This window comes from Psychroflexus longus (assembly GCF_020164595.1).
GTDB lineage: Bacteria > Bacteroidota > Bacteroidia > Flavobacteriales > Flavobacteriaceae > Psychroflexus > Psychroflexus longus.
In genome coordinates this window covers 18,729-40,860 of record NZ_JAIQZE010000013.1, presented here as the reverse complement: position 1 = coordinate 40,860, position 22,132 = coordinate 18,729, and the positions used below count along the sequence as shown (strand labels likewise).

The 22,132-nt window shown below is 37.0% G+C and carries 18 protein-coding genes; 9 read left to right on the top strand and 9 right to left on the bottom strand.

Annotation, left to right across the window (positions count from 1 at the left end; translation table 11 throughout):
- Positions 1-187 precede the first annotated feature (187 nt).
- The 6 genes from LB452_RS11365 to LB452_RS11340 all read right to left on the bottom strand — a co-directional run bounded on the left by LB452_RS11365 (position 188) and on the right by LB452_RS11340 (position 6,366).
- A complete protein-coding gene (locus tag LB452_RS11365; protein ID WP_224461911.1) occupies positions 188-517 on the bottom strand; it encodes a 2Fe-2S iron-sulfur cluster-binding protein in 330 nt (109 codons plus the stop codon).
- Between the two features lie 205 nt (positions 518-722).
- Entirely contained in the window at positions 723-1,784 is a 1,062-nt protein-coding gene (locus tag LB452_RS11360) for an NAD(P)/FAD-dependent oxidoreductase (RefSeq protein WP_224461856.1), read from the bottom strand.
- 37 nt (positions 1,785-1,821) lie between these two features.
- The gene (locus tag LB452_RS11355) at positions 1,822-2,076 is read right to left on the bottom strand and encodes a NifU family protein (RefSeq protein ID WP_224461910.1); all 255 of its coding nucleotides are present in this window, start codon (positions 2,074-2,076) and stop codon (positions 1,822-1,824) included.
- A gap of 5 nt (positions 2,077-2,081) precedes the next feature.
- The gene (locus LB452_RS11350; protein ID WP_224461855.1) at positions 2,082-3,221 is read right to left on the bottom strand and encodes an Mrp/NBP35 family ATP-binding protein; all 1,140 of its coding nucleotides are present in this window, start codon (positions 3,219-3,221) and stop codon (positions 2,082-2,084) included.
- A gap of 137 nt (positions 3,222-3,358) precedes the next feature.
- Positions 3,359-4,336 carry a LuxE/PaaK family acyltransferase gene (locus LB452_RS11345; protein WP_224461854.1) on the bottom strand — a complete coding sequence of 326 codons (978 nt, stop codon included), beginning with the start codon at positions 4,334-4,336 and terminating at the stop codon, positions 3,359-3,361.
- A gap of 83 nt (positions 4,337-4,419) precedes the next feature.
- Positions 4,420-6,366, bottom strand: coding sequence for a T9SS type A sorting domain-containing protein (locus LB452_RS11340; protein ID WP_224461853.1), 1,947 nt, complete (start codon positions 6,364-6,366; stop codon positions 4,420-4,422).
- Between the two features lie 282 nt (positions 6,367-6,648).
- Here LB452_RS11340 and LB452_RS11335 point away from each other — a divergent pair, with 282 nt between their 5' ends.
- From LB452_RS11335 to LB452_RS11320, 4 genes are all read left to right on the top strand, one after another.
- The gene (locus LB452_RS11335; protein ID WP_224461852.1) at positions 6,649-7,920 is read left to right on the top strand and encodes a hypothetical protein; all 1,272 of its coding nucleotides are present in this window, start codon (positions 6,649-6,651) and stop codon (positions 7,918-7,920) included.
- 83 nt (positions 7,921-8,003) lie between these two features.
- Positions 8,004-10,817 carry a TonB-dependent receptor gene (locus tag LB452_RS11330; RefSeq protein ID WP_224461851.1) on the top strand — a complete coding sequence of 938 codons (2,814 nt, stop codon included), beginning with the start codon at positions 8,004-8,006 and terminating at the stop codon, positions 10,815-10,817.
- 120 nt (positions 10,818-10,937) lie between these two features.
- Positions 10,938-11,624: a response regulator transcription factor gene (locus tag LB452_RS11325; protein WP_224461850.1), complete on the top strand. Its 687-nt coding sequence runs from the start codon at positions 10,938-10,940 to the stop codon at positions 11,622-11,624.
- Positions 11,621-12,700 carry a sensor histidine kinase gene (locus LB452_RS11320; RefSeq protein ID WP_224461849.1) on the top strand — a complete coding sequence of 360 codons (1,080 nt, stop codon included), beginning with the start codon at positions 11,621-11,623 and terminating at the stop codon, positions 12,698-12,700. Before LB452_RS11325 ends, LB452_RS11320 begins: the two co-directional genes overlap by 4 nt.
- Here the strand turns inward: LB452_RS11320 and LB452_RS11315 are convergent.
- Positions 12,639-13,700 carry a glycosyltransferase gene (locus LB452_RS11315; protein WP_224461848.1) on the bottom strand — a complete coding sequence of 354 codons (1,062 nt, stop codon included), beginning with the start codon at positions 13,698-13,700 and terminating at the stop codon, positions 12,639-12,641. The two genes, LB452_RS11320 and LB452_RS11315, sit on opposite strands and share 62 nt — an antisense overlap.
- Before the next feature lie 59 nt (positions 13,701-13,759).
- Between LB452_RS11315 and trmB the strand changes: the two genes are divergently transcribed.
- The 4 genes from trmB to LB452_RS11295 all read left to right on the top strand — a co-directional run bounded on the left by trmB (position 13,760) and on the right by LB452_RS11295 (position 19,031).
- Positions 13,760-14,437 (top strand): tRNA (guanosine(46)-N7)-methyltransferase TrmB, encoded by a 678-nt coding sequence (gene trmB, locus LB452_RS11310; RefSeq protein ID WP_224461847.1) that lies wholly within the window; start codon positions 13,760-13,762, stop codon positions 14,435-14,437.
- A 3-nt stretch (positions 14,438-14,440) separates the two neighbouring features.
- Positions 14,441-15,064, top strand: a complete 624-nt coding sequence (locus tag LB452_RS11305; RefSeq protein WP_224461846.1) for a LysE family translocator — start codon at positions 14,441-14,443, stop codon at positions 15,062-15,064.
- A 3-nt stretch (positions 15,065-15,067) separates the two neighbouring features.
- On the top strand, positions 15,068-15,409 hold the full coding sequence (locus tag LB452_RS11300; protein WP_224461845.1) for an MGMT family protein: 342 nt from the start codon (positions 15,068-15,070) through the stop codon (positions 15,407-15,409).
- 217 nt (positions 15,410-15,626) lie between these two features.
- On the top strand, positions 15,627-19,031 hold the full coding sequence (locus LB452_RS11295; protein ID WP_224461844.1) for a hypothetical protein: 3,405 nt from the start codon (positions 15,627-15,629) through the stop codon (positions 19,029-19,031).
- On the opposite strand, the gene LB452_RS11290 is transcribed toward LB452_RS11295, so the two are convergent.
- Positions 19,028-20,554 carry a lytic transglycosylase domain-containing protein gene (locus LB452_RS11290; protein WP_224461843.1) on the bottom strand — a complete coding sequence of 509 codons (1,527 nt, stop codon included), beginning with the start codon at positions 20,552-20,554 and terminating at the stop codon, positions 19,028-19,030. The two genes, LB452_RS11295 and LB452_RS11290, sit on opposite strands and share 4 nt — an antisense overlap.
- Before the next feature lie 138 nt (positions 20,555-20,692).
- Here LB452_RS11290 and LB452_RS11285 point away from each other — a divergent pair, with 138 nt between their 5' ends.
- Complete coding sequence (locus LB452_RS11285; RefSeq protein ID WP_224461842.1) at positions 20,693-21,736, top strand: ferredoxin--NADP reductase; 1,044 nt, start codon at positions 20,693-20,695, stop codon at positions 21,734-21,736.
- Here the strand turns inward: LB452_RS11285 and LB452_RS11280 are convergent.
- Entirely contained in the window at positions 21,733-22,125 is a 393-nt protein-coding gene (locus LB452_RS11280; protein ID WP_224461841.1) for a DUF2721 domain-containing protein, read from the bottom strand. The genes LB452_RS11285 and LB452_RS11280 overlap by 4 nt on opposite strands.
- Positions 22,126-22,132: the final 7 nt, after the last annotated feature.

Sequence of the window (22,132 nt, the reverse complement as noted above, 5' to 3'; positions counted from 1 at the left end):
TCTCGAAGCTTTTCCAAAGAGAGATAAAATCAAAATTTTAAACATAAGGTAATTATGGATTATAATTACCTTGACTTCTACCTCTAATTCACCCAAATCAATTATTTTGACTACCGACTACCGACTACCGACTACCGACTACCGACTACCGACTACCGACTACCGACTACCGACTACCGACTACCGACTACTCCTCACTCGGCGCTAGCTCAACCACTAGACCTTCCAGCTCTTCGGTGATGGGAATCTGGCAACTTAGTCGACTGTTATCCTGAACGTAAAAGGCCTCTGCTAGCATGGCTTCTTCATCGTCCTCTTTCTCACGCAGGGGCGTATCAGATTTCACATAGCATTGGCAGGAGGCACACATCGCCATGCCACCACAAATTCCTATCGTACCTTCAGGCGCAAGTTCATAAGAGCGGACCACTTCCATGAGGTTCATAGCCATATCTGTAGGAGCATCTACTTTGTGAGCAGTGCCGTCCCGATCTATAATTGTAATTTTTACATCCATTGTTGTAACGATATTCGAAGTGGCAAAACTATTTAATCTAAAGGGATTTTCAGCTGACCTCAATCAGTTTTAAATAAAGTTTAGACTGCTTCGCTTTTAGAACATAGAACATAGATCGCTTTGCTTTAAAAGCAAAAATAAATTTTAACCAATTGAAAATCAATTCAAAATTTAAATCTAAGTGTAATAGGAAAAATCTTGTTGGTTAATCGATGCTTCTAATCACAGACTTAGGCGCTTCTTTCTTGGTGCCATCAAAACCTGCGACACCACCGACGGTAGTATATTTTAAAACGTTGCGTTTCCCAGGATGGATTTTTGCAAAGGCACTTTGACACATCAAAGTCGCTTCGTGAAATCCACAAAGAATCAATTTTAGTTTACCGGGATAGGTGTTGACATCTCCAATGGCATAAATGCCGGGAATATTGGTTTGATAATCTAACGTATTATCAACCTTAATCGCATTTTTTTCAATTTCTAATCCCCAGTCCGCAATAGGACCCAGTTTTGGAGAGAGTCCAAACAGCGGAATAAAGTAATCTGTTTCTAAGGTAAAATCTTCTTCGGGATTATTGTTTTTGCGGATCGATACCGATTCTAAGTGATCCTCACCATTCACATCCACAATTTCGGCAGGGGTAATTAATTTGATTTTACCCATATCCTTTAGTTCCTTCACACGGTCTACAGATTCCAGCGCACCTCTAAATTCATTTCTTCTGTGCACCAAAGTCACTTCAGAAGCCACATCGGCCAAATAGATGCTCCAGTCCAAAGCAGAATCTCCACCGCCTGCAATCACCACCGATTTGTCTCTAAACTGCTCAGGATCCTTTACCATGTAGTGAATACCCTTGTTCTCAAACTTGGAAATGTTATTAATAGGTGGTTTTCTAGGTTCGAAACTTCCAAGACCACCAGCTATAGCCACGATAGGGGCGTGGTGTTTGGTGCCTTCATCTGTAGTGACAATAAAACTCCCGTCCTCTTGTCTCTCGATATCTTTTGCTCGTTCACCAAGCGTAAACCCAGGTTGAAAAGATTTGATTTGCTCCATCAAGTTATCAACCAACTGCCCAGCTTTTACTTCTGGAAAACCAGGAATATCGTAGATAGGTTTTTTAGGATATAATTCTGAAAGTTGCCCACCTGGTTGAGGTAAGGCATCTATGATGTGACATTTCAGTTTCAACAATCCTGCTTCAAATACAGTAAAAAGTCCTGTAGGTCCTGCTCCAATAATGAGAATATCTGTTTTGATCATATCAAAATCAACTATTTAATTTTAAAAATTCAACTTTTTAAGCCAACTGATCGGCTTTTACATTTACGACCTCTTTTATCTGAGGGGCATGTTTTTTTATCGTCATTTCTACACCAGATTTCAATGTCATTTGATTTACGGTGCAATCCACACAAGTTCCCATCAATTGAACTTTTACAAGAGAATCGTCTTCAATAGAAAGCAGCTCAATATCTCCGCCATCACTTTTCAAAAAAGGACGGATTTCGTCCAATGCTGTTTCTATAGTTCTTCTTAATTCTTGACCAGTCATCATAATTATTTCTTTTTAACGGCACTACATCCAGCCATAGTTGTGATTTTAATAGCTTCTGTAGGCGGTAAGGTTTTATTTCTATTCACCACTTGTTGCACAGTGTTACGCGTCAATTCTGCAAAGGATTCACTAAGTGGGGTCCCTTCTTGCAGAGCAGCTGGCCGACCAACGTCTCCAGACTCTCTAAGACTTTGTACCAAAGGAATTTCTCCCAAAAATGGAACTCCTAAATCTTCTGCAAGGTATTTGGCTCCTTTTTCTCCAAAGATATAATACTTGTTATCAGGTAATTCTTCTGGAGTAAAATAAGCCATGTTTTCGCAAATTCCTAAAACAGGAACATTTATGCTTTCTTGCTGAAACATCGACACTGCTTTTTTAGCGTCAGCCAAAGCTACATTTTGAGGAGTACTTACGATTAATGCGCCAGTAATTGGCATAGACTGCATGATCGATAAATGAATATCTCCAGTTCCTGGAGGTAAATCTACAAGCAAGAAGTCAAGCTCTCCCCAATCGGCATCAAAAATCATTTGATTGAGTGCTTTTGCTGCCATAGGCCCTCTCCAAATCACAGCCTGATCTGGCTTGGTAAAAAATCCTATAGAAAGCAACTTTACACCGTAATTTTCGATCGGTTTCATTTTGGATTTTCCATCTTTGGTTACCGATAGCGGTTTTTCATTAGCCACATCAAACATGATGGGACCAGAAGGTCCATAAATATCTGCATCTAGCAATCCTACTTTGAAGCCTAACTTTGATAAAGTCACAGCCAAATTTGCAGTCACAGTAGATTTTCCTACACCTCCTTTACCAGAGGCTACTGCAATAATATTTTGAATGCCAGGAATTGGTTTTCCTTTGATTTCGTTAACATTTTTCTTTTCTGGAGCTTCAACGGTTATTTTGACTTCAACTTTTGCTTTGTTGTATACGTGTTCGTGGATGGCTTTCATCACATCTACTTCAGCACGCTTTTTAATATGTAGAGCAGGAGTTGAAAGTTTAAGATCTACAACCACTTCATCACCAAAAGTGATAATGTTTTGTAATGCCCCACTCTCCACTATATTTTGACCTTCACCTGCAATGGTAATTGTCTCTAAAGCCTTTTTAATATCGTCTTTATTCAATTTCATAAAACAATTTACTTCTATTAAGATTAAATCTAAATGCAAATATACAAGTTAATCCTCTATTTGCTTGTAATTGAAGTTGTTTTACGCTGATTCTTAGGGATAAATTAACGAGTTCAAAAGAATTAAAAACTTAGATGTTATAACACAAGAAGATTACACCCGCGTATGTCGCTTTGATCAAATCTTCCGAGAATTTCAAATTCTTTAGAATTGATTTTTTTACCCAAATCTTGAGTCGCTATAAATGGGCATGAATCGATGTTTGCAAGATCAATCACATTAATTCCGCCAGTTTTTCCCTTTTCTAAATAATGAAATGGATCTTCTGTATCTCTTATCAATATCTTCATATGAGGCGGACATTCAAATTTACTTTGACCTTTGGAATAGGCTTGAGAAAGGAGCTCGGTCATACCGTATTCACTATGTATATCTCCAACCCCAAAACCCTTACTTAAAATGTCATGGAGTTCTTTACGTATCATCTCTTTACGTCGACCTTTCATTCCTCCGGTTTCCATGACGATGGTGTTTTGAAGTTGAAACGTTTCTTTTTCCACCAGGTCGAGCAAAGCAAACGAAACTCCAATCAGTAGAACTTTCTTCCCAGATTGGTCAACTTTTTTTAGGGTTTCTGAAAGTTGGTCAAGCTCATTTAAATAAAACCCACTCTCTTTAAATTTGCTTTTCTTTATAAAATGATCGATCATATAAATCAAAGATGAACCTTCGCGTTCCAAATAGGAGGGAAGCAAACCTAAAATGACAAAGTCTTCGATATTCCCATAGAAATGTTCGAAGGTTTTGGTGAAACTATCTTCGTAAAGTGAGAGATTTTTCACTTTGTGCTGACTTTGAATCTGCCCTGTAGTTCCACTGCTTAGAAAGGTAATTTCAGGAGTGAAATCACTAGTCTTCACCTCATGAGTTTTAAAAAACTGAATAGGCAAGAAGGGAATATCTTTTAGCGATTTCACTCGATGCTTATTGACATTCAGATGTTTACAAAATTCATTATAGACAGGATTGAAATTGAATTGTTGCTGAAATAACTTTAAGGCAACTTTTTCAAAATCCTGATCTGATGTTATATGTAACGGGAAGTCGTAATTCATAAATTTAAATGGAATTCAAAAGTAATAAAAAAGCACCCTGCAAATAGGGTGCTTTAGTAAATAAGTGGATACTGAATTAAATCTTACTTGATCACAACTTTCTTTGTAAGTGATGATGAACCTTGATTAATTTTCACCAAATATACACCTGCATTCAAATTGGAAACGTTGATGTTTTTGGAATTTTTGGAAGTCAATACGCGTTGACCAAGCATATTAAAGAATTCAATACTTAGCGCATCGTTTGCAGAAGTCTCAATATTTAAAATTCCATTGGAAACTGGATTAGGGTATAATTTTATTGAGTTTAAATCAAATGCATTGACACTTAAAGTAGTTGAAAAAGTTCCGATTGGCCAAGGATTGGTTGCTGTATCTTGAGTTGTATCATCGTCATTTTCATCGACACCGCTGAATGTCCAGTTGCCTAGTACAAAGGAGCTACCGTCAGGTCCCGTATTATTAGTTCTGTATACCCATCCGTCTAAATATTCCCATGCTTCACCTGTTCCATCTGTGTTAATGTCCCCAAAAGTATCTATCACCTGTCCGTTTTGAAACAATTCAATGGCATCATCACCATTGTTATTAGCTACGGTTGAAACATAGTCTGAATCAAAACCAAAAAAGGCGTTGAAATTTGGAGCTTCAGATGAAATGTAAATGAACTCACCAGCGGTTGCGGTTACATTAGGAAAAGTGAACTCTTGTCCGTCTGTTCCACCACCATTATTGGCACTTCCAGCACCGAATGTGCTAAGGTCCGAAATGTCTCTTACTACATAGAACTCAATTACTTTTGGAGTTCCACCTGTTAGAGGCCCGTCAAAAACACCTGTAATAATCATATCGCTGGTAACTTCACCAAATACATTTCCACTTAATTCTACTGTTTCCTGGGTCGCATTAGGTGAAGTGACTTGAAGATTTCCTGTGTAAGCTCCTTCCGTAAGGCCTTGTACTAGTCTTACATATACAGTAGATGAAGCATTTCCCGCAGTTTGATTAACAGTTACATTATTAGAAAATCCAGTACCAGAACTTAAGGAGACTTCAAAATCGACTGGCGCAGCAACATTGATATCATCAATCAAAAATTGACCTTCAATCACAAAGCTTTCTTCTTGAGATGGACCGTTGCCTAGATCATAGTTTAAATCTGAAATAGAAGCAGTTTGTACATCCAGTTGTGGACTAGCTACTAAGACTTCACCATAAACGCTTACAGATTCTGAAACGCTACTTGAACTTACAATAACAGCTCCTGAGTAATTTCCAGGAGATAAATTTGATTGTAATCTTACAAATACTTCAGTTGAAGAAACTTCTCCACTATTTTCTGTAAGGCTTATTGCATTGGAAAAAGTTCCACCAGATGTGGTTGAGATTTCAAAATCTGCGGGTGAAGTAATTGTAATATTTTCTGTGAGATTAATTCCCTGCACAGAAAATGAGCCTTCAGCATTGGTAGGATCGAAATTGCCTTCAAAATAAAATAAGCCGGAGACATCACTTCCCACAGATATATTAGGTGTAGCCGAACCAGTATATCCGGTCCATGAAATATCATCAATAACTACCTGACCATCACTATTGTTTTCATTTATAAATTTGATTACAAAATCTCCAGGTTGATCTATAGTTATCGTTCCAGAATTTTTTACAATATTTTGTTCGTCACTGCTTGTTACATTACCAACAACAATATCATTTACTAATATATTTAGATTAACATCAGTACCAAATGCTTGTAAGTAGTTGAATGTAAGTTCTCCAATTCCTCCAGAAATTGACCCAGAAAAGAATTCAGCTTGTGGTGATCTATTTCTACCAATCATAATAGATTGACCTGTGATTTCAACATCGCCTCTACATTGAGTATAAGTCCAAGTAGAGCCGTCCTGTCCTTCGAAAGTTCCGTCTTGATAACTAGTTCCTGACAATTCAAGATTGTCAAATGTTTCTGTACCCTGTCCATTAGAATTCAAACAGAATGAAATTGCAATTAACAATAGAGTAATTTTTTTCATAATTGAAGTTTTTAAAGTTCTTACCAAAAATAACAGAAAACTTTCAATATCAATTATGTTTTAATCTATAAGTCAATGACTTAACCTTAATATAAACTTAGAAAGCTAAAATTTATACACCCTCTTGAGGTCGGAACTAGTCTTTTATTCCAATGTAAAATTTTGATTAACAAAACTTCAATCTATTAATCTGGGAATAATCTTTTGTTAACAACTACATAACATCAGAACTCAATTCTGCCCGTAAGTTTGCCACATCAAAAACAAATTAAATTTATCAAAATGAAAAAATTGAATTTAAACATTTTTACAATCCTTGCTTTAATGTTAAGCTTAAGTATTGTTTCCGTTGGTTGTAGCAGTGACGATGATGCACCAGATGTTCCAGGTCAAGGTGGAGGAGAAGAAGGTAACACTGAGGTGAGATCTGGAATTTTAACTGAAGACGAAACCTGGACTGCCGATAAGTTCTGGGTACTTGATGGAAAAGTAGTGGTGAATGAGGGTGTGACTCTTACAATTGAGCCAGGAACTATCATTAAAGGAGAACAAGGTCAAGAAGCAGCGGCGGCAGCACTAGTTGTTGATCAAGGTGGAAGATTAATCGCTGATGGTACAGCTCAGTCACCAATTATATTCACGTCAGTTCTTGATAATATTGAATTGGGTGCAGTTGCAGGAACAAATTTGAACTTAGGGAATGTTGGTCTATGGGGAGGTGTAATAGTTTTAGGAAATGCTCCAATATCTGTTGATGGTAACGTTGGTACTGCACAGATAGAGGGTATTCCGGCAACAGAACCTTATGGACAATATGGTGGCAACGATCCACAGGATAACTCTGGTATCATAAGATATGTCTCAATCAGACACGGAGGAATTACCATTGGACAGGATAACGAAATCAACGGATTAACTATGGGAGGTGTTGGCCTTGGAACAACTATCGACCATGTTGAAGTTGTAGCTAATCAGGACGATGCTTTTGAATGGTTTGGTGGAACAACAAATTCTTCAAACCTATTGGCTTGGGCTCAGCAAGATGACGGTTTAGACATTGATCAGGCTTATAACGGGACAATTACCAATGCTGCTGTTATCCAGTCATCAAATTCTGACAGAGCTTTAGAAATTGACGGACCAGAAGGACCAGATGCAGCAAATCCAGCTGACTTTGGATTCACAATTGATGGCCTTACAGTTATAGATGCTGAAGATGGTGAGTTCTATGCTGACTTTAGAGACGGTGCCATAGGTACAATTAAAAATGCGGTTTTCAGTGGGACTACAACAGGCGAAGCTAAATTTAGATTCAATGGTGTAGATTCTCAAAATAATTTTGCGAATGGACTTATTGTATTTGATACTAATGAAATCGTTCTGCCAGTAGGTGTTGCAAGCGCTGAAGAACTTCTTATAGATGCTCCAGCCGGGTCTGAAGGTAATTTTACTAATAATGTAACTGTGCTTCAGGCTGCTTCCAATGCAACAGTAGGTGCTGACTTATCAGTATTTGCAAATTGGACGTATGCCTCTTCTCAGAATGCCTTATAAATAAATCACACTATAATTATTATCCACTGCTCATTTTGAGCGGTGGATTTTTTCATAAATAAAAATAAACAAAGATCTTTCAAATGAGATATCTATTAAGTCTTGTGGTATTCAGTTTCATGTTTTTAACTACGAATGCACAAACAGGTAAAGTTTCAGGAACAGTAATGGACGGCGAGTTAAATGATGTTCTTCCGTTTGCTAACATTTCGGTTAAAAATACGTCTAAAGGAGCAACTACAGATTTTGAGGGAGACTTCCAGCTAAGCCTTGAGCCAGGAACCTATGATATAGTGTTTTCATTTGTAGGTTATCAGACTAAAGAAATTACGGGGGTAATCGTAAAAGAAGGCGATAATACTTTCGTCAATGTAACTTTAAGTGCAGCAGCAGGAAATCTTGATGAAGTTATCATTACTACGACTGCAAGACAAAATACAGAAGAATCTGTTCTTAGGATGCAAAAAAATTCCAACGTTTTGATGGATGCTATCTCTATAGAAACCATGAAACGTTCTGGAGCAAGTGATATCGCTTCGGCTGTAAAAACAGTACCTGGAGTTTCTATCCAAGATGGTAAATATGTTTTTGTAAGAGGATTAGGAGACCGATACACGAAATCTGTGCTTAACGGTATGGATATTCCAGGTCTTGACCCAGACAAAAATACCATTCAAATGGATATTTTCCCGACAAGTATTTTAGAGAATGTAAATGTCTCCAAATCTGCTTCAGCAGACTTACAAGCGGATTTTACAGGTGGTGTAATTGATATTATTACAAGAGACTTTCCTTCAAAGGAAGAATTTACCGTGTCTTTCAGTAGCGAATATAATCCAGACATGCATTTCCAAGATAGTTATCTGAATTATCCTGGTGGTAATACTGACTTCTTAGGCTTTGATGATGGAACCAGAGAACTTCCGGTAAATCCGAATGTAAGAATTCCGAACCCAGCCTCTCCAGATAATCAGCTTACTGGTCCTTTAACGAGTAGGTTTAATCCACAGATGGCAACAGAGAGAAATACAAGTCCTATGAACTTTAGTCTAGGTTTGGGTTACGGCAATCAATGGGATGTCAAGGACAATAAGTTGGGTTTTATTGCTTCGCTCGACTATAAAAATAAGACTAATTTTTATGAGAATTTTGAAAACGGTATTTACCAAAAGAATCCAGACCCTTCTGTAAACGAATTAAGGTTTGACAGACGACAGATAGGTGATTTAGGTCAAAACAACGTTTTGCTTACCGGTATGACTGGTCTTTCCTACAAGACAGATTATTCAAAGTACAAATTTAATGTTCTGCATATACAGAATGGTTTGAGTCAAGCTTCTTTGTTCGATCAGGATACCCAAATTTCTAATGCTATTTCTACAGTAAAAGACAACCTTGAGTACAACGAAAGATCAATTACCAATTTTCTTCTAGGCGGAAAACATACGCGGGATGATGGTAATTTTACAATAGACTGGTCTTTATCACCAAGTTTTGTAAAAGCAGATGATAAAGATGTGAGACTTACTACTTTCATTAGAGAAGTAAATACATTAAACATAAGCTCTGATGCTGGATTCCCTACTAGATTGTGGAGAGAGCTGGAAGAAGTAAATGCAGTAGGAAAATTGGATTTCACCAAAAAGTATTCTTTATTAGAAAAAAACTCAACACTAAAATTTGGAGGATTCTTTTCTTACAAACAAAGGGATTATGCTATTTACAACTATAATGTTGGTTTTATAAATACAAATCCAAGAGACCTTAATGGTGATCCAAATGCTATTCTAAGAAGTGATAATGTTTATGATGCTGACTCAAATTCTGGATATTTTATGAGAGGTGCTTTTCAACCTTCCAATGCTTTTGATGCTAGCCAAACCGTTAGTGCTGCATATGCTTCCAATGAATTTAAAATTGGTGATAAGTTGAAAAGTGTTATTGGTTTAAGATTAGTAGATTTCAGAATGTACTACACAGGCGTAACTACAGGTGGGCAAGCTTTTGATAATGAAGAAACATTAAGCAAACTAGATCTTTTTCCATCTGCAAACTTCGTTTACGAGTACAGTGATAATACCAATTTCAGATTATCTTATGCCAGAACAACAGCCAGACCTTCTTTCAAAGAAAAATCGAATGTCCAAATTGTAGATCTTCTTACAGGCATAATATATTTGGGGAACCTTGATGTTGAGCCTTCCTACATCGATAATTTCGATTTGAGATATGAGTTTTATGGTGACCAGGCACAGATGTTTGCTCTAAGTGGTTTTTACAAAAGATTCAACGATCCAATTGAACTCGTTGCGTTCAACGTCAATGCTCCAAACCAATTTACACCGAGAAATTCTGATTTTGCAGAAGTTTTTGGAATTGAATTTGAAGCTAGAAAAAATTTCAATTTTATTGCTGAAAGCTTAAAAGATCTAAGTCTAAACTTCAACATTTCTTTTATTGAATCAAGGATTGAGATGAATAAAGGTGCTGGGCAGGAGTTTGAGTCCAGACAAGCATTTGCGAGAGAAGGAGAAGTTATTGATGATACAAGAGAACTACAAGGCCAATCTCCATATTTGATCAATGCCGGTTTGAATTATAATAACCAGGAAATGGGTCTGGAAGCTGGCTTTTTCTACAATGTGCAGGGTGAAACGTTACAGGTTGTAGGTTTTGGTCTTAACCCAGATGTATATATAGAACCATTTCATAGTTTGAATTTCAACTTTTCTCAAAAATTTGGAAAAGACCAGAAATCGACCATAAGTTTTGGAGCTAACAATATTCTCAATGATGACAGAGAAAGTCAATACCAATCTTTTGGAGGTCAAAGGGAGCTTTTTGAGATAAGAAGACCTTTCAGAAGTTTTTCTTTAGGATACAGTTATAAATTTTAAATGTTTTTTGATAATTAGCCAGAAAGCTGCTCTTTACGGAGCAGCTTTTTTTATTCCTTATTCTTAACTTTATGCTAATATTCAAAGCCTTAAATTTGTCATTATCAAAACTAAAACTTCATGAAAAAATCCGACATCACTATACTTGTTGTGGACGATGATCCAGATATCTTAGAAATCTTAAGTTATAACTTAAATGCTGAAGGTTATAAAGTAGTCACGGCAGAAAACGGGTTTGAAGCCGTTAAAAAAGCCAAGAAGAAAAAGCCCCAACTTGTGATCCTGGACGTGATGATGCCAGAGATGGACGGGATAGAAGCTTGTGAACAGATTCGTGAAACCAAAGGCCTGGAGAATACCATCATCACTTTTTTAACGGCGAGAGGAGAAGATTACTCACAAGTAGCAGGATTTGACGCTGGCGCCGATGATTACATTACCAAGCCAGTAAAACCCAAAGTCTTAATGAGCAAAGTGAAAGCCTTGTTGAGACGCTTTAAATCGGGATCATCTGAAAAGAACATCGTAGAAATAGGAGATATTATCATCAATCGGGATGAGTATAAAATTTCTAGCCAAGGAACTGAGATGACCTTACCGAGAAAAGAATTTGAATTGCTATCTTTACTCACTTCAGAACCTAATAAAGTCTTTAAAAGAGATGATATTTTAAACACAGTTTGGGGAAATGAAGTGGTTGTGGGTGGAAGAACCATCGATGTCCATATTCGAAAATTAAGAGAAAAATTGGGCGACGACAAATTCAAAACCGTGAAAGGCGTCGGCTATAAGTTTGTTCATGAATGAGTAAAAAATTTAAAAGATCCTATAAGTTTGCCCTCAATACCTCCACTTATATCACTGTTTTTCTTACGGGCTTAATCACATTTTATGAGTACATACAACTAGAAGTCAATTTGGCTTCTATTTTTGTTTTTGCTCTGCTTTGCTTTGTTTTTTCTTTCTTCATCATTCAACTCAGGATAGAATTTTTCATTTATAAACGAGTAAAATCTATCTATGATAGCGTTTCAGTCCTAGATCAATCCTCACTTTCAAATCCAAGAACAACTTCCGATATGAAAACGCTTACAGAAGAAGTCGAGCGATTTGCTAAAGGGAAGAAACTTGAAATTGAAACGTTGAAAGTGAGAGAAAATTACCGAAAAGAATTTATAGGGAATGTCTCTCATGAGCTTAAAACCCCTTTATTTACTGTTCAGGGATATATTCTTACCTTGTTGGATGGCGCTATAAAAGATAAAAAAGTCAGAAAAAAATATCTGAATAGAGCTAGCAAAGGTGTAGATCGACTGATTTACATCGTGAAAGATCTGGACATGATCACGAAGCTGGAAACTGGAGATCTCGATCTTTATATTGAACCCTTTAACCTTGTAGAGCTTGTCGAAGGTGTTTTCGAACTTCTGGAAATGAAGTCGGCTAAAAAAGAAATAAGTCTTAATTTTGATAAGGAGTATGCTCCTATTTATGTCGATGGCGATAAGGAACGCATCCAGCAGGTGGTGACCAATCTTATTGTCAATTCTATCAAATACGGTAAGAAAGGAGGAACTACAGAAATCAGTTTTGAAGAGTTAGAAAACTCGAAAATCATACTTCGTGTCAATGATAACGGGGAAGGTATTGAGAAGGAACACATTCCAAGACTTTTTGAGCGGTTCTTTCGAGTTGATAAAACAGGCTCCAGACGTGAAGGCGGTTCTGGCTTAGGACTTTCCATTGTAAAGCACATTATAGAAGCACACAATGAACAAATTTTTGTAGATAGTGTTTACGGCATTGGCAGTGAATTTTCCTTTACCCTTCCAAAGTCTCAAGAAATCCTGGAAGAGGAAACTGATGCATCTCTTCTGAATTAAATCCAGAATAAAACTTTAAGTTTTCGAGATCTGTAGTTTTAAATTTCTCCTGAGATGAGAACGGTGCAATCTTCATGTGTTCTAGTCTTTCTGCTAAATATTCCTGTTCGCCTTGGTGAGGTGTAGGAACAAAAAATACTTTTTTACCAAGACAAGCCATATCCATAACAGAGGAATAACCCGATCTGCAAATTACTACTTTGGCTCTACAGACCAGCGAATTGAGCTCTTCAGAATTTAAATGGTTATAAAATTTTAGATGAGGTAAATCTTTTAATTTCTCCCTATCATAAACTCCTCGTACGATCACACAGGTTTTGGATTTTAAGTTTGAAAAGGCTTGAATCAATTTCTTTTCAAACTGGGTTCGAAGAGGTTCCGGTCCCGAAATAACTGCTATGTAGTCAATGTCTTCTCCCAGTTCGAGTTTGGAAAAACGGCTTAAGATGCCAATCGTCTTCACGGGTGCTTTAACTTTATGATATTGACTTAAAACACCACTCAAACTTGGAGATGTATCTGTGTCTGGAACCCAAACTTCAGAAAATCTATTTAAACTTTTGGCATTGAAATGAGATGAGCTGTAGGAAAAAAGCCCTGCTTTAAACTGAAGTTGATGACAGATAATTACCGACTTTACATTTTCTGAAAAAGTGCCAAATCTATGGTCTGCAACTATTAAGTCTACTTTATGTTTTTTGACGAAAGCCTTTACCAGTTTCTCATCTTTTAAAGCCCTTTTCTGAAGTCCAAAACCTTGCAGTATCAATTTCAGATAAAAGAAAAAACCAAATGTAGAATAAGTGACATTGCTAGAATTTAATTCTAAAACATCCAGGTCTGGAAATTCGTCTTTTAATAACTGTAACGCATTTCCATCGGATGCAATGCTGACTTTAGAGCCTTGTTTCAGAAAATAGCGGATCACGGGCACACATCTACTGGCGTGGCCAAGACCCCAGTTGAGAGGAGAAACAAGAACATGGTTGGGAAAGTCCAAAATAGAAGGTTTTGAGTATTGGTAAATTTAGTTAATTTTACACAAAAATTTCAGCAAAAGTGGGGAGTAAAAACAAGCTTAAACGATTTAAAGAGAACGAGGTTTTTGAAAATGTAGTACAACCTACACGATCTGAAATAGTTGATGAACTATACGAATATAAAGGAAAGTGGAAAACAGAGTTTTTCAAGAATAACAACCCTCTGGTTTTAGAATTAGGATGTGGTAAAGGAGAGTATACGGTTGGTTTGGCCAAGCGAAACCCAAACTGTAATTTTCTGGGAATAGACATCAAAGGAGCGCGTTTCTGGAGAGGGGCCAAAACAGCAATTGAAGAAGACATGTCAAACGTAGGATTTCTGCGAACCCAAATTGAACTAGTCGACCAGGTCTTTGCAGAAGGTGAAGTGGACGAAATTTGGATCACTTTCCCAGATCCTCAAATCAAGTGGAAACGCACCAAACACAGAATGACCAATCCTGATTTTTTGAATAAATACAAAAAAATATTAACCAAAGAAGGCCTTATTCATCTAAAAACGGACAGCGAATTTATGCATGGTTACACTCTGGGCATTTTAGAAGGTTTGGGTCACGACATTATTTATGCGCATCACGATGTTTACGTTAACCATGAAGCGCCGGAAGAAGTAGTTGGTATTCAAACTTTCTATGAACAGCAATATTTGGACAAAAAGAAATCTATCACCTATTTAAAATTTAGACTCAAGGACTAAGATTTGGAGGACTTACAGATTTACATCTATACCTTTTTAGCGGCTTTTGTTGGGGTGGTGCCTCCGGGACTTGTTAATATGAGTGTAGCAAAAACCTGCCTTGAAAAAGGAAAGCGCAATGGTACTTTTATGGCTTTTGGCGCTTCTTTAGTTGTTTTCTTTCAGGCGCTACTTGCTGTTTTAATTTCAAAATATATTTTTTCAAACCCTTACGTCAAGAGTATGTTTCTCAAAGCAGGAGTTGCCATCCTGATCTTGATGTTTCTCTACTTTTTATTGTCTGCCAATCGCAAAAAGACTCAACGTACAATTAAGAAGCGAACCGGAACTAAAAGTTTTTTCACGGGTATTTTAGTTTCAGGACTCAATATTTTTCCAATACCTTATTTTGTCCTTATTGGAACTCTGTTGACTAACAATTTCAAAATCACTTTTACGATTTATAATGATGTTTTTTTTGCCTTGAGTGCAGCTCTGGGCACTTTTACAACATTATACCTTTACATCATTTTCATTATGAAAATCGATGGAAAGACGGAGTTGTTTAAGAAATACTCCAATTATTTTATGGCGGCTTTGATGCTGGTTCTTATTATCATTACTATTGCTAGATTATATAATATGTAAATCATGGCTAATTCAGATTTTTTTGAAAGGGTTTACGAAGTTGTTGCACAAATTCCAGAGGGTAAAGTGACCAGCTACGGAGCAATTGCAAAATCTATTGGTGCTGCAAAAAGTGCCAGAACTGTTGGATATGCCATGAATGCCTGTGTGAAGCTGGATCGGGATTTGCCAGCGCATCGTGTGGTGAATAGAAATGGAATGTTAACAGGTAAACATCATTTTCCTGGGCAGAATACGATGCAACGGCTATTGGAAGAAGAGGGTGTGGAAATTGAAAATGATAAAATAAAAAACTTTAAAAATATTTATTGGCAACCCCCTGTTAACGAGAGCTTTGAAAATTAATTTTAAATTTAATAAATCTTTAGCTTATTAATTGTTTTGAAAAGTAAACAAATCTTCTATATTTGTATCAGGATGAAGTTTTTCATAATAGATTGGTTAATTAGCAAAGCCTCGGATTCATAACCGAGGCTTTGTGTTTTTATAAACTTTCCTGATTTCCTCAATTACTTTTTTGTAAGTGATTAAAATATTTTAGTAAAGCTTTAGTTTTACACACATGAGGCATTATCTCTTACTTGTCTTTTTGTGTTGCGGCATCAGCTCAATTTTTGGTCAGTCTGGCTTAGTCACCAAAACTGTAAGTGTCCAAGATACCATTCAACTCGAAGAGGTAAGTATTGCTCCATTTCAATTCAGATTACAAACCACCGATAGTTTAGACATTGAATCCACCTTTTTTAGGATTGATTTTCCCAAGGCTCAGCTGTTTCCTTCTTCAGAATTAAAATCAAACTATGATAGTTTGATAGTTACTTATTTAAAGTATCCCGAATCTCTAACCAAAACTTACAAAGGCCTGGACGAAAGCCTGATTATTGATACAGGAAACCCTGTTGATAATTTGTATGAATTACAGCAACAGCGACAGCCTAGCAGTTTTGTCCCATTTGCCGGACTTAATACCAGCGGAAGCATCTCAAGAGCAATAAGTGTTGGAAATAATCAAAATGCAGTGGTAAGATCTGAACTTGATTTGCAGATCTCCGGAAAAATTTCTGAAAATGTGTCTTTGAAGGCTTCCATTCAGGACGACAATGCACCAACTCAGTCGGGAGGATATACCCAACAACTAGATGAATTTGACCAGATTTTTATTGAATTGGAAGCTGAGAAGTGGAGAATACGTGCTGGTGATATTGACTTGATAGAAAACGAATCTTTTTTTGCTTCCTACACCAAGCGGGTGCAAGGACTTTTGCTCTCTGCAGATGTAGGTAATGAAAAGCGCCAAACCGAAGTTTACTCCGCTGGCGCATTAGTGAGAGGGGTTTTTACACGGAGTGAGCTGACTGCTCAGGAGGGAAATCAAGGACCTTATAAACTGGTGGGACAAAATGGTGAACTTTTTGTCTTGATCATCTCTGGAAGTGAAGATGTCTATGTCAATGGAAGGCTATTAACCCGGGGAGAAAACGAAGACTATCTCATAGACTATAATGCTGGCGAACTAATCTTTAATTCTACTTTTCCTATTACTTCTGAAATGCGAATTGTTGTTGAATATCAGGTCTCCGACAGAAACTTTTCAAGAATCGTTGCCACAACAGGATCTCGATTTAGGTCTGAAGCACTTCAACTGAATGGATTTCTTTACAATGAAAATGACCTCAAAAATCAGCCTTTACAACAAAGTCTTACAGATGAGCAAGTGAATGCTTTAGAGGACGCTGGCGATAATCAAGACCAAATGTTTGCGCTGAGCGCAGTTCCTGCTGAATATTCTGAAAACAGAATTTTATACGAAAAAGAACTTCGTGATGGCAGGGAAGTGTTCGTGTTTTCCAACGATCCCGAAGCTGAATTGTTCAACGTTCGGTTTACCAATCTGGGCACCAATCAAGGGAATTATATATTATCAAGTCGAGATGCTATTGCTAATATTTATGAATATGTCTCACCAATCGATGGTATTCCACAGGGTAATTTTGAACCTGTCGTCAAGCTTTTTGCTCCTACCAAACTCCAAATTGCTATGCTCAATGGCGTCTATTCTCCTTCAGAAAAAACAACGGTTCAGTTTGAAGTCGCAGCTAGTAATAATGATGAAAATTTATTTTCTGATAGAGACCAGGGAGATAATCGTGGCCTGGCAACTCAATTATCTATTAATCAGACTCTATATCAACAGGGTGCAGATAAAAAGCTGGATGTTTTTGGAAATTTGAATTTTATAGAAGAAACTTATAAGAGTATTGAACGATTGTACAATGTTGAATTTACCAGAGATTGGAATCTTTTTAATCCAACTGGAGATCAAATCTTTGTCGATACTGGCTTTGATTTCAGAAATAATTTGGAAAGCAATACTCAGTACCGCTTTCAGCGTTTGGAATATTCAAAAGATTTTCTTGGCGAAAAACACTCTATAAGCGCCAGGCAAGTTCAAAGCAAATTCAGAATAGATGCGAACGCCAGTTATATGGATAGTGAATCTTCATTTCTGAATTCTAAATTTGTGAGGGCAAGTGTCTCTGGAATTTATGATTTTAGAAAATTTTGGTCGGGTTTGCGTTACAATTTGGAGGATAATCAGGAATCGAGAGTAGACAATGAAGAATTCACCCCCAATACTCAGCGCTTTGCTAGTTATGAAGTGTTCTCCGGGGTGGGAGATTCTACAAATGTTTATGCAGAATTGGGTTACAGGTATCGAGAAAATGATAGTTTAAGAAATAACAATCTGCAACGCGTCAACTCGTCCGATAATTACTTTGTGAGGTCTCAATTGGTCAATACGCAAGCGACCAAACTCAGAGTATTTGCTAATCTCAGGAACCTGAAATTTAATGAGCAGGACCGGGCAGATGAGCAAAGTTTGAACTCCAGAGTCAACTATTCTCAAAACTTGTGGGATAGGCTGGTTAATCTAAACACTTCATATGAAACCAATAGTGGAAGTATTGCACAGCAGGAATTCACCTATCTCGAAGTTGAGCCGGGTCAAGGACAGTACACCTGGATAGATTATAATGGTAATGGAGTCCAAGAGTTGAATGAATTTGAAATTGCTCAGTTTCAGGATGAAGGGAGATTTGTGAGGATATTACTACCCAATCAAATTTTTGTGAGAACCAATCAAACTCGATTTAGCCAACAACTCACTTTAAATTTTCAAACCTGGCAGAATAAACAAGGCTGGAAAAAAATAGCTTCTAAGTTTTACAATCAAACTTCACTATTGCTGGATAAGAAATTTCGTAAAGATGGGAATTCATTGAGTCTAAATCCCTTTGGAGGAAGTGGTGAAAATATTTTGGGAGAAAATACGACGTTTAGAAATATTCTATTTTTTAATCGTAGTCTTCAAAAATTTACAACGTCTTATAATTTCACACAGAATACAACTAAAAACTTCAGTCTTTTAGGGCTTCAGGAAAGCTCAAATCTTTTGCATGAGCTCAAGTTTATTCATAAGTTTCAGGAGAGTTGGTTGTTGACATTAACTCAGGACCTTAATTCTTCCGAGAGTTTTTCGGATCGATTTCAGAATAGAAATTTTGAAATTGAGGGTTTTTCTTTAAATCCTAAATTGTCTTATTTGCTTGGTGACAAACGTTTTGATGTATTCTATGAATTAGCTTCCAAGGAAAACCAGGTAGGAGAGCAGGAATTTTTGAATCAGCAAACCTTTGGCTTATCGTTTACCTTAAATAATGCTCAAAAATATAGCATTAACGGAGAGATGAATTACATTCAAAATAAATTTGAAGGGAGTACATTTTCTCCGGTGGCTTACCAATTGCTGGAAGGCTTATTGCCCAATGATAACTTTACTTGGTCGTTGTTTCTCCAAAAGAAAATCACAGATTTTTTAGATCTTAACTTGACCTATTTCGGCAGAAAAAGTGAAAATGTAAGTGCAATACACACGGGAAGTGTTCAATTAAGAGCGTTCTTTTAGCTTTTGGACACTTTGAGTTTCATTCCCGGCTTTAATTGACTGTTATTCAGTTTGTTGATGGACTTTAAGTCTTCAACACTGATGCCAGGGTATTTTCTGGATATGGTCCAAAGTGAATCTCCGGGTTTGACATTGTAAAATTCAGTTTTGCTTTCAGTTGAAGATTTGGCTGGAGTAGTTTTAGACTGAGCTTCCACCATAGCATTTACATTTCTTGGATAAATGATAAGCTTTTGTCCTATATACAAGTTGTTCCCTCTCAAACTATTCCAGGATTTGATCTGGCTTACACCGACTCCAAATTTTTCTGCAATTCTTCCAAGATAATCCCCAGACTTGACGTAATAATTGATCTTATCGTCGGCTTTATAATTTTTTGGGAGAGCCTCTTTAGCTTCAGCAAGACGCTCTTTAGCAAAGCCATAGATCTCATTTTCATTGGCTACAAACAATCCTGATTTTTCATATGGAAGGCGCAAATAATAGGATTTATTTTCTTCAAAAGGTACAATTCCTAATTTATAGCTGGGGTTGAGAAATTCCAGCAATTCTTTATCGGTCTGGGTAACCTTGGCCACCTGGTCTAGAGTGATGAGCTGCTTTACTCTAATGGTATCGGTACCATAATAAGTTGATTTTGGACGCTGAGGCTGGAACCCGTGTTCGTCTGCATATTCATAGAGGTAAAGCATGGCTTGAAAGGAAGGTACGTAGCCAGCAGTTTCTCGTGGTAAATATCTTCTGAGTTTCCAGTAATTGGTTTCTCCTCCGCTTCGGCGTATGGCTTTGGACACGTTTCCTGGTCCGGAATTGTAAGCCGCCAATGCCAGATCCCAATCGTCGAACATGTGGTATAACCTTTTCAAATACTTTGCAGCAGCTTCCGTTGAAGCCACGGGATCCATACGCTCGTCCACATAACTACTCACATCAAGATCGTACATTTTTCCTGTGCTGTACATAAATTGCCATAAGCCTGTGGCGCCAACTCTGGATTTTGCCTGAGGATTTAAGGCAGATTCTACTAAAGCTAAATATTTCATCTCAAGCGGAACGTCATATTTATCCAGTGTGGCTTCAAACATGGGAAAGTAAAATTTACTTAATCCTATAAGTCTTTCCGTTCCTTGTTTTTCTCTCCTTAAGAAATAACCGATGACACTTTCCAAACTTTCATTGTATTCAATATTGAATGGAGTTTTTGCGTTTAAAGTTGATAAACGTTCTTTTAAAAGCTCTGTGGATATTTCTGTGATAACGGCCTTATTTTCCAGACTGTCTTTGATGACATTTTCTAAACGTCTGGAATAGCTTTGATCTGTCAATTGGATTCTCCATAGCGAATCCAATTTCATAGATTGTCTGTAATCTTCCAAAATCAACTCCAATGAATCTACTTCAATCTTATGCAGTTCTACTTTTTGCGAAGATCGATTTTTCGTATCTGGTCTTAAATCCTGCGCAAAACAAATCGTTCCTAAGCTAAGAAAAAGTAAAGTAAAACGTAGATGATTTAAAGTCATAAGTTGAAAAAATTAAGTATACAAATGTAATTTGAAAATGTGTATTTATGGATAAAAACTTAAAAGCACATTAAAATATTGTTCAATGATTAGGCTAATTTCTGAAGGGTTGTATTTTTATCCCATAAATAAAAATTAATGGATCAATTTCGTACGCTTTCTATCAAAGAAATCAACAGACAAACCGATAAAGCAGTGAACATCATCTTTGATGTTCCTTCTGAATATGCTTCAGACTATAAATTTAAAGCAGGTCAATACTTAACCTTAGAAACCAAGATTGAGGGAGAGAACGTGAGACGTTCGTATTCTATTTCTTCCGAAGAAGGAAAAGATTTGGGGATTGTTGTAAAAGCAATTCCTGACGGAAAATTTTCAAATTATGCCAATTCTGTTCTAGCAGAAGGCGATGAGATTGAAGTACATCCTGCCGAGGGTAAGTTTTTATTGCCAGAACAACTGGATGGCAAAACATTTTGTGCCTTTTCTGCTGGTAGCGGTATTACTCCAATTATGTCCATGATAAGGACTTTGTTAGCTCAATCTGAAACAGCAAAATTTGTTTTGGTTTATGGTAATAAATCTCCAGAGCAAACTATTTATTTTCAAGAATTATTGGACTTGCAAAAAGATTTTTCTGAACGCTTTTTCATTGAATTCATTTATAGTGAAACTCAGGAGGATAATGCCAAATTTGGAAGGATCGACAAAGGGACGGTGAATTACGTCATCAAAAATAAATACGATGGATTCGACTTTTCTCAATATTACCTCTGTGGTCCAGAGCCAATGATAGAGATGGTGCAGAACACTTTGAAAGAGGCAGAAGTCGAAGAAAATCAAATTAAGTTTGAGCTATTCTTTTCCAAGGAAGAAGGCGAGGTTGAAGCTGCAACTGATGGACAAACAAAGCTTACAGTTATAGTCGACGATGAAGAATTTGAACTTTCCATGGATCAAAATGGAGTTATTTTGGATGCTGTTTTAGCTGAAGATATTGATGCACCTTATTCTTGTCAAGGTGGAATTTGTAGCTCATGTGTTGCAAAAATTAAAGAAGGAACTGTCGAAATGCGAAAGAACCAAATTCTTACTGATGATGAGTTAGAAGAAGGTCTGGTTCTGACTTGTCAGGCGCAACCCACTTCCGCTAAAGTAGTAGTGGATTACGACGATATTTAATCGTTCCCTATATCCTTAAGTTGAATATTTAGGGCTTTCACGCTGATTTGGATTTCGATAATGGACAAGATCAGAGAAATCATCAGCAGAACCAAAGAAACTCCAAAAATGATACTGCCAACCGTTTGCCAAGTTTCATAAATGGCAAACATGCTGACTACGCAAAGCAATAGCGAAACGATGCCGAACAGTTGCATGTTTTTGATGAGGGTCACCCGTTTTTTTAGATTTGAAATTTGAGCTTTTACATTGGTATCTGGATCATCTTGATATTTCTTATGTAAATTTCTGATCAATCCAGCTATGGTTAAAAACCTATTGGTATAGGCGAGAAGCAATAACGAAATCGCAGGAAATAGTAGGGCAGGAGTGGTTAATGAAACTTCCATTGTTGAT

Bases quoted from the DNA above. Each gene is read 5' to 3' on its own strand.
- LB452_RS11285 (WP_224461842.1), top strand. From the start codon at position 20,693: ATGGATCAATTTCGTACGCTTTCTATCAAAGAAATCAACAGACAAACC.
- LB452_RS11295 (WP_224461844.1), top strand. From the start codon at position 15,627: ATGAGGCATTATCTCTTACTTGTCTTTTTGTGTTGCGGCATCAGCTCA.
- LB452_RS11350 (WP_224461855.1), bottom strand. From the start codon at position 3,221: ATGAAATTGAATAAAGACGATATTAAAAAGGCTTTAGAGACAATTACC.
- LB452_RS11360 (WP_224461856.1), bottom strand. From the start codon at position 1,784: ATGATCAAAACAGATATTCTCATTATTGGAGCAGGACCTACAGGACTT.
- LB452_RS11320 (WP_224461849.1), top strand. From the start codon at position 11,621: ATGAGTAAAAAATTTAAAAGATCCTATAAGTTTGCCCTCAATACCTCC.
- LB452_RS11355 (WP_224461910.1), bottom strand. From the start codon at position 2,076: ATGACTGGTCAAGAATTAAGAAGAACTATAGAAACAGCATTGGACGAA.
- LB452_RS11340 (WP_224461853.1), bottom strand. From the start codon at position 6,366: ATGAAAAAAATTACTCTATTGTTAATTGCAATTTCATTCTGTTTGAAT.
- LB452_RS11290 (WP_224461843.1), bottom strand. From the start codon at position 20,554: ATGACTTTAAATCATCTACGTTTTACTTTACTTTTTCTTAGCTTAGGA.
- LB452_RS11335 (WP_224461852.1), top strand. From the start codon at position 6,649: ATGAAAAAATTGAATTTAAACATTTTTACAATCCTTGCTTTAATGTTA.
- LB452_RS11330 (WP_224461851.1), top strand. From the start codon at position 8,004: ATGAGATATCTATTAAGTCTTGTGGTATTCAGTTTCATGTTTTTAACT.
- LB452_RS11280 (WP_224461841.1), bottom strand. From the start codon at position 22,125: ATGGAAGTTTCATTAACCACTCCTGCCCTACTATTTCCTGCGATTTCG.
- LB452_RS11300 (WP_224461845.1), top strand. From the start codon at position 15,068: ATGGCTAATTCAGATTTTTTTGAAAGGGTTTACGAAGTTGTTGCACAA.
- LB452_RS11345 (WP_224461854.1), bottom strand. From the start codon at position 4,336: ATGAATTACGACTTCCCGTTACATATAACATCAGATCAGGATTTTGAA.
- LB452_RS11325 (WP_224461850.1), top strand. From the start codon at position 10,938: ATGAAAAAATCCGACATCACTATACTTGTTGTGGACGATGATCCAGAT.
- LB452_RS11365 (WP_224461911.1), bottom strand. From the start codon at position 517: ATGGATGTAAAAATTACAATTATAGATCGGGACGGCACTGCTCACAAA.